Annotated in this window: 3 protein-coding genes; all 3 read right to left on the bottom strand. The window is 53.2% G+C overall.

Features of this window, described 5'->3' with window-relative positions; translation table 11 throughout:
- Positions 1–215: 215 nt before the first annotated feature.
- Positions 216–800 carry an RNA polymerase sigma factor gene (locus ACI3UA_RS10075; RefSeq protein WP_439724684.1) on the bottom strand — a complete coding sequence of 195 codons (585 nt, stop codon included), beginning with the start codon at positions 798–800 and terminating at the stop codon, positions 216–218.
- 47 nt (positions 801–847) lie between these two features.
- Positions 848–3541 carry an NHLP bacteriocin export ABC transporter permease/ATPase subunit gene (locus tag ACI3UA_RS10070; protein ID WP_439724683.1) on the bottom strand — a complete coding sequence of 898 codons (2694 nt, stop codon included), beginning with the start codon at positions 3539–3541 and terminating at the stop codon, positions 848–850.
- The coding region (locus tag ACI3UA_RS10065; protein WP_439724682.1) for an NHLP family bacteriocin export ABC transporter peptidase/permease/ATPase subunit at positions 3542–5696 on the bottom strand (2155 nt) is incomplete at its 5' end.

The following is a 5696-nucleotide window of genomic DNA, read 5'->3' as shown; positions in this document are numbered from 1 at the left end:
TATCCAAATCATCATCCTCCAGCCGCTGCTTCTCATCATATTTTTCCATCAGTTTCTCCTTCAGGCTGTCCTGAACACGGGAAAATTTACTAAAATCTACCTTCGGTTCCATACCCAAACACCTCACTCAATAATTTTCTTTAAACTGCTCAAATTCCTTCTATTGCTTATACGTGTTAAACCGGGAATTATTACAGTATTTTTCATAAAAATTTTTATAAGGTATATCCGCTTCCCTCCAGGATAGCCTTCAGCTTATCCAGTGCCCTGTGCAGAACCACCCCTACGTTGTTGGCGGTCATCTCCTCCATTTCCGCAATCTCCTTGTTGCTGATGCCGGTAAAATACTTCAGCGAAACCACGCGCCTTTCCCGCTCGTTCAGCTTTTCCAAGGCCAGCAGCAGATGAATATCCCCCTCATCGGCTAACACCTGCTGCTCCGGTGTCTTTCTCTCATCCGCCGGCTCAAAAAATTCCTCCCAGCCTGCTTCATTCAGCCTCTTCTGCAGCCTGAAAGCGTTGTTCATTTCATTGATGGCAATGCGGAATATCCATGTGGAAAAAGCCCCCTTGCCGCTGTCATAATCACGCAGCCTGACAAAGACCTTCTCAAAGGTGATGCTGATAATATCATCGGCCTGTTCCGCGTTTTTTACCTTGGCAAAAATAAAATTGTACACCCGCGGGAAAAAATAATCATAAAGCTCACCGAAGGCTTCCTTATCACATTTGGCTCTTTCTGCCAGCCCATTATAATAACTGCTCTTTTTCTCTGCAATCGTTTCCTGCATATCCAGCATATACTAACCTCCCCGGACAATTGGCGCTGCGGCCTTACGCCGCAGCCTTACGCCAGCTGGCGTCTTGCCAGCTGTGCAAACATGCCATCCATCTCCATCAGCTCTTCAAAGCTGCCCTGCTCTGCCACCCTGCCATCATCAATCACCACAATCCGCTCAGCCTCCCTGATGGTGCTGAGGCGGTGCGCTATTATAATGCGGGTAGCCTTCATGCGGTTCAGGCTTTCGGTAACAATCGCCTGCGTCCTGTTATCCAGCGCGCTGGTGGCCTCATCCAGCATGATAATGGCAGGCCTTCCGGCAATAGCACGGGCTATCAGGATGCGCTGCCTCTGACCGCCGGAAATATTGCCGCTGCCCTCGCTGATAATGGTGTGCATACCCATGGGCATAGCGCGTATATCATCCGCAATCCCCGCCATCTCGGCCGCTTCCCAGGCATCATCCATAGTCAGCGGCGAGGTGCCCACTATATTGGTATAGATATCGCCAGTCATCAGCTGCCCATTCTGCAGAACCACCCCCAGCTGGCAACGCACGGAAGCGAGGTTCAGATCCTGCATATCCTGATAATCATAGTATATCACACCACGCTTCGGTACTTCCATACCCAGCAGCAATCTGAGCAGGGTAGATTTGCCGCAGCCTGACCTGCCCACAATCGCCACATTCTCGCCAGCCCTGATTTCCAGGCTGATATCCTTCAGCACGTCAGGCAGATCATCACCATAGCTGAAGGTAAGATGCTCAATCTTGACGGCTCCCGTCAGCACATCCGCATCCAGCTTATCCTCCGTAACCTCCGGCACTTCATCAAGTATGGGCCGAAGATTATCTATATGTGGCTTGATGGTAAAGAATTGCGCCACCAGCGGCACTATGCCTACCACCGTGCCGTTAAAGGCAGAAAATGCCGCCTGAAAGGCAAGAAACTGAGAATACCCTATATGCTGTACCACCTGCCCGGTGGAAGTCGTTTCCTGCATGCCATACATGGCGGTATAGTACAGCAGCATGTTCAGGATGAAGGGCTGTACTGCCCCGATAATGCCGTTATAGTTGCCCTGCCAGCGGAGCTTCATCTTCCATTTCCACTCCACGCCGAATACCCTCGACCAGAGATAAAATGCCTGGGGCTCTGCACCATGCACCCTGAACTTCGCCAGCCCGGTAAAAATCTGCTGCAGAAGCCCTGCTGTCCGATTGGCCGCCTTGAGCATTTCCCGCTGAAAATTAATCAGCCGCCGGTAGATAAACGCCACTACCACAAAATAAATCCCCCAGACCGCCAGTGCCTCCAACGTCAGCTTCCAGCTGTACCACAGCATCAGGCCTATGCTCCAGAAGGAAAAGACAAAATTAAAAATTTGTCCCACAAACTGCCCCGTAGCCATGGACTTGATGGCCTCGATGCCGTTCATGCGCTGCAAAAGCTCACCGGTTTCAAAGCGGCGGAAAAACTTCGCCGGCAGCTGTAAAAGCCTGCCCCAGAGGGCAGCCTCCACCGCCATGTCCAGATGGTTGGTGATGCGCAGTACCGCAATGGAGCGCACCAGCGACAAAGCCGCCGTCGTAAAGCCCGTAAGCAGCATAATCTGCGTAACAGCCGCCAGGCTTACATGGTCACGGATGGGAATGATGTCGCTGAATATGGTTTCCGTAATAATCGGTGACACCAGCGGAATGATGCCCGCCGCCAGACTGCACAGGATGATGGCCTGATAATCCCGCTTCCAGCAGTGCCTGAACATAAACACCAGCAAATCACGAATCTTCAGCTTTCTCGCCGGAAATCCGGCATAGCACTGAAAGCCGTCGCTATCTATCTCCGCCGCCAGGCTGCTGTCCACCGGCACGCCATCCGGCTGCTCGTAGCTGTACATCCTGTAGCGCGCTTCGCTTTCCGGCACCAGTGCCACCAGCGCCTTCTCCTCTCCCACGTATCCTATCAGGACGCCGCAGTCCTTCCTGTACCAGTCACCTGACAGGCTGACCAGCCGCATAGTCATATTGCCCTTCTGGACAAGCCGCTTTATCAGCCCCAGCTGATCCAGCTTGCCGGCAAGCTCCGGGCTGATGTGAATATTTTCCAGCGGCATTTCCAGAGCCTTTGCCACGGTGCGGACAATAAAGGCCACACGCTCCTGCTGCTTGCCATCCTCGTCCCTGCGCTCAATAACCTCCTGCTGCAGAAGGTTATTAATGGAAGCATCCAGTAGCTGCCGGCGGTAATCCGCCGCCTTGTCCACCATGGCTTCCTTTGACTGCTGAAGAAAATCAAAATGCCTGCGCAGCCTGCCAGCCAGCACCTTCTGCTTATCCTGCCAGAGACATACCAGCTCCTCATATTTCATGGAGGATATCTTTTCCTGCATGCCCTCCCAATAGGCAAGGGCTTCCCGGCTTTTCAGCGCCTCCCTGCTGATAAAGGAAATGTCGAACAACTTTCTGTACCAATGCCTGAGCAAATGTCCAAGCTCCTGCTCATCGTAATCTGTCGGATTGGCGGGACACAGCCTGCTTTCCTCCACAGCGTACACAAATATGCTGACATTCTCATCATTTATCGGAAAAACAGAATCCCCCGCCTTCAGCTCCATCAGAAACAGCTGCCGTCCGGTCAGGGCATCCTCTGCATAAAGCTCGCAAAAGCCTGATGCAAGGCGCATCAGCTCAAACTGGCCTGACAATCCCATACGCTCGCCGGGATAAATGCTCAAGCCCACCTCTGCTTCAAACATTTACACCCCTCCTATTGCCTGCTCGTTCTCCATACTCTTCTGCTGCTCCATAATCAAATTATAATAAGCACCCTCCTGCCCAAACAGCTCTTCATGAGTGCCTCTTTCCACAATCTTTCCCTGTTCCAGCACGATAATCTCATCACAATCCCGGATGGTGCTGAGGCGATGGGCAATCACCAGGCAGGTACACCCGCGGCGGCGGATATTTCTCATGATGTCCGCCTCCGTCAGCGGATCCAGCGCACTGGTGGCCTCGTCCAGCACCAGAAAGCTCGGATTGCCCGCCAGGGACCTGGCAATCTCCAGCCTCTGCCGCTGACCGCCGCTGAAATTCCTGCCTCCCTCATCCACATGGGCTTCATAGCTGCCGTTCAGCTGCACTATATCCTGATGAATACAGGCATCCTGCGCCGCCCTGATAACATCATCCCTGCTGATGGCAGCATCAAACATGCTGATATTCTCACGCACCGTACCGCTCATCAGGAACACCTCCTGATCCACGGAGGACACGGAATTCACGATTACCCTGTGAGGAATCTTTTCCCTTGCCACGCCGTCAAAGAGAATCCTGCCGCCCCATTGCTCATACAGTCCCGTTACCACTCTGCCCAGGGTTGACTTGCCGCTGCCGGAGGTTCCCACCACGGCAATCCACCTTCCCGGCTCTATGGTCAGGCTGATATCCTGCAGGAGCGGCGCAGACAGACGGCTATAGCCAAAGGAAATATTCTCCAGCTCCACCTTGCCCCCTAATACCTTCTCCGGATAATCCGGCTCCACCTCCTGATAGTTCAGCCTGTCAATCTCATATTTTCTCACATCGTTCAGCCTCTGCATCTGCATTTCCGTAGACTGCAGCTCCTGCCCCAGCCCCACCAGATTGTTGAAGGGAGTCTGAAAATTTCCCATCAAGCTCTGAAAAGCCATAAAGATACCGGCAGTCATGGCCCCCTCCATAATGGAAAAGCCGCCGATGGTCATAATAAGCGCGCTGTTCAGCCCGCTCATCAGCATGGGAATCATGCCGGTGCTCTGGCTCAGCAGGGCAATCTCCTGTGAGCTTGCCAGCACCTTGGCGTGATAGCCTGCCACCTTGCCAAAAAAATCAGCCTCATTGCCGTTGGCCTTGATGGTCTCAATCATCTGCAGTCCGTTCATGGAATTGCCGTAGGCCTTGCCGGCCTCCTGCTGCACACGCATGGACAAATCCGTCATGCGCCGCCTGAGATAAAAGAACACACCCAGATCCACCAGGCTGAAGCTGACACCGATTACCGTCAGGCTGGGGCTATACTCATAAAGCAAAAGCAGGAAAAACAGGGCTGTAAAAAAATCCAGCACACAGGTGGCAGCCGAGCCGCTCAAAACAGCCGCGATGGACTCCGTAAAGCTGGCACGGGAAGCAATCTCACCCGCAAAGCGCTGCTGAAAGAACTCCATGGGCAGCTTCAATAGATGCCAAAAAAAGCTGCTGGAATCAGCCAGAGTAATCTTCTCCTGCCATCTGGTGAGGCACCAGCTGCGCATAAAGGATAGAATGCCGCTCAGCAAAAAGGACAGGGTCATGGCCAGCATGAGATTAACCATCCAGTCAGGATGCTTGCCTGTCAGTATATCATCCAGAAAAATCTGGCTCATCACAGGGGAAGCCATCTGGAAAACCAGCATGCCAAGTCCAATCAGCAGCACAAACAATACCGCCCACTTGTCCTGCCAGAGCTTGCTGCCCACATCCTTCAGCACGTTGTAGCGGTGTCCCACAGTCTGGAAGCTTTCTCCCGGCGTAATTTCCATGGCAATGCCCGTATAGGAACCCTTAAAATCCTCCCAGGCAACAGTGCGCCTGCCCACAGCCGGGTCGTTCAGATACACCTCATTTCCCCTGATGCCCTCCAGCACCACAAAATGATTAAACTCCCAATGGATAATCAGGGGATAGCTTTCCTCTCTGAGCTGGTCGGCCATCATGCGGTAGCCTGCCGCCTCACAGCCCAGCTTTCTGGCGGCCTTCAGCACGTTGCTGGCCTTGGAGCCATCCCGATTTACGCCGCACTCCTGCCTGAGCTTTTCCAGAGGGATCCACATGCCATAGTGAGCCAGCACCATAGCCAGGGAGGCTGCACCGCACTCGGTAGCCTCCATCTGAAGA

This window comes from Anaerovibrio sp., from assembly GCF_051866355.1.
Taxonomy (GTDB): Bacteria; Bacillota; Negativicutes; order Selenomonadales; family Selenomonadaceae; genus Anaerovibrio.
This window is presented reverse-complemented; position numbering and strand designations above follow the sequence as displayed.

What these genes read in the sequence shown, in the direction of transcription:
- ACI3UA_RS10075 (WP_439724684.1), bottom strand. Translation starts at nt 800, where the DNA reads ATGCTGGATATGCAGGAAACGATTGCAGAGAAAAAGAGCAGTTATTAT.
- ACI3UA_RS10070 (WP_439724683.1), bottom strand. Translation starts at nt 3,541, where the DNA reads ATGTTTGAAGCAGAGGTGGGCTTGAGCATTTATCCCGGCGAGCGTATG.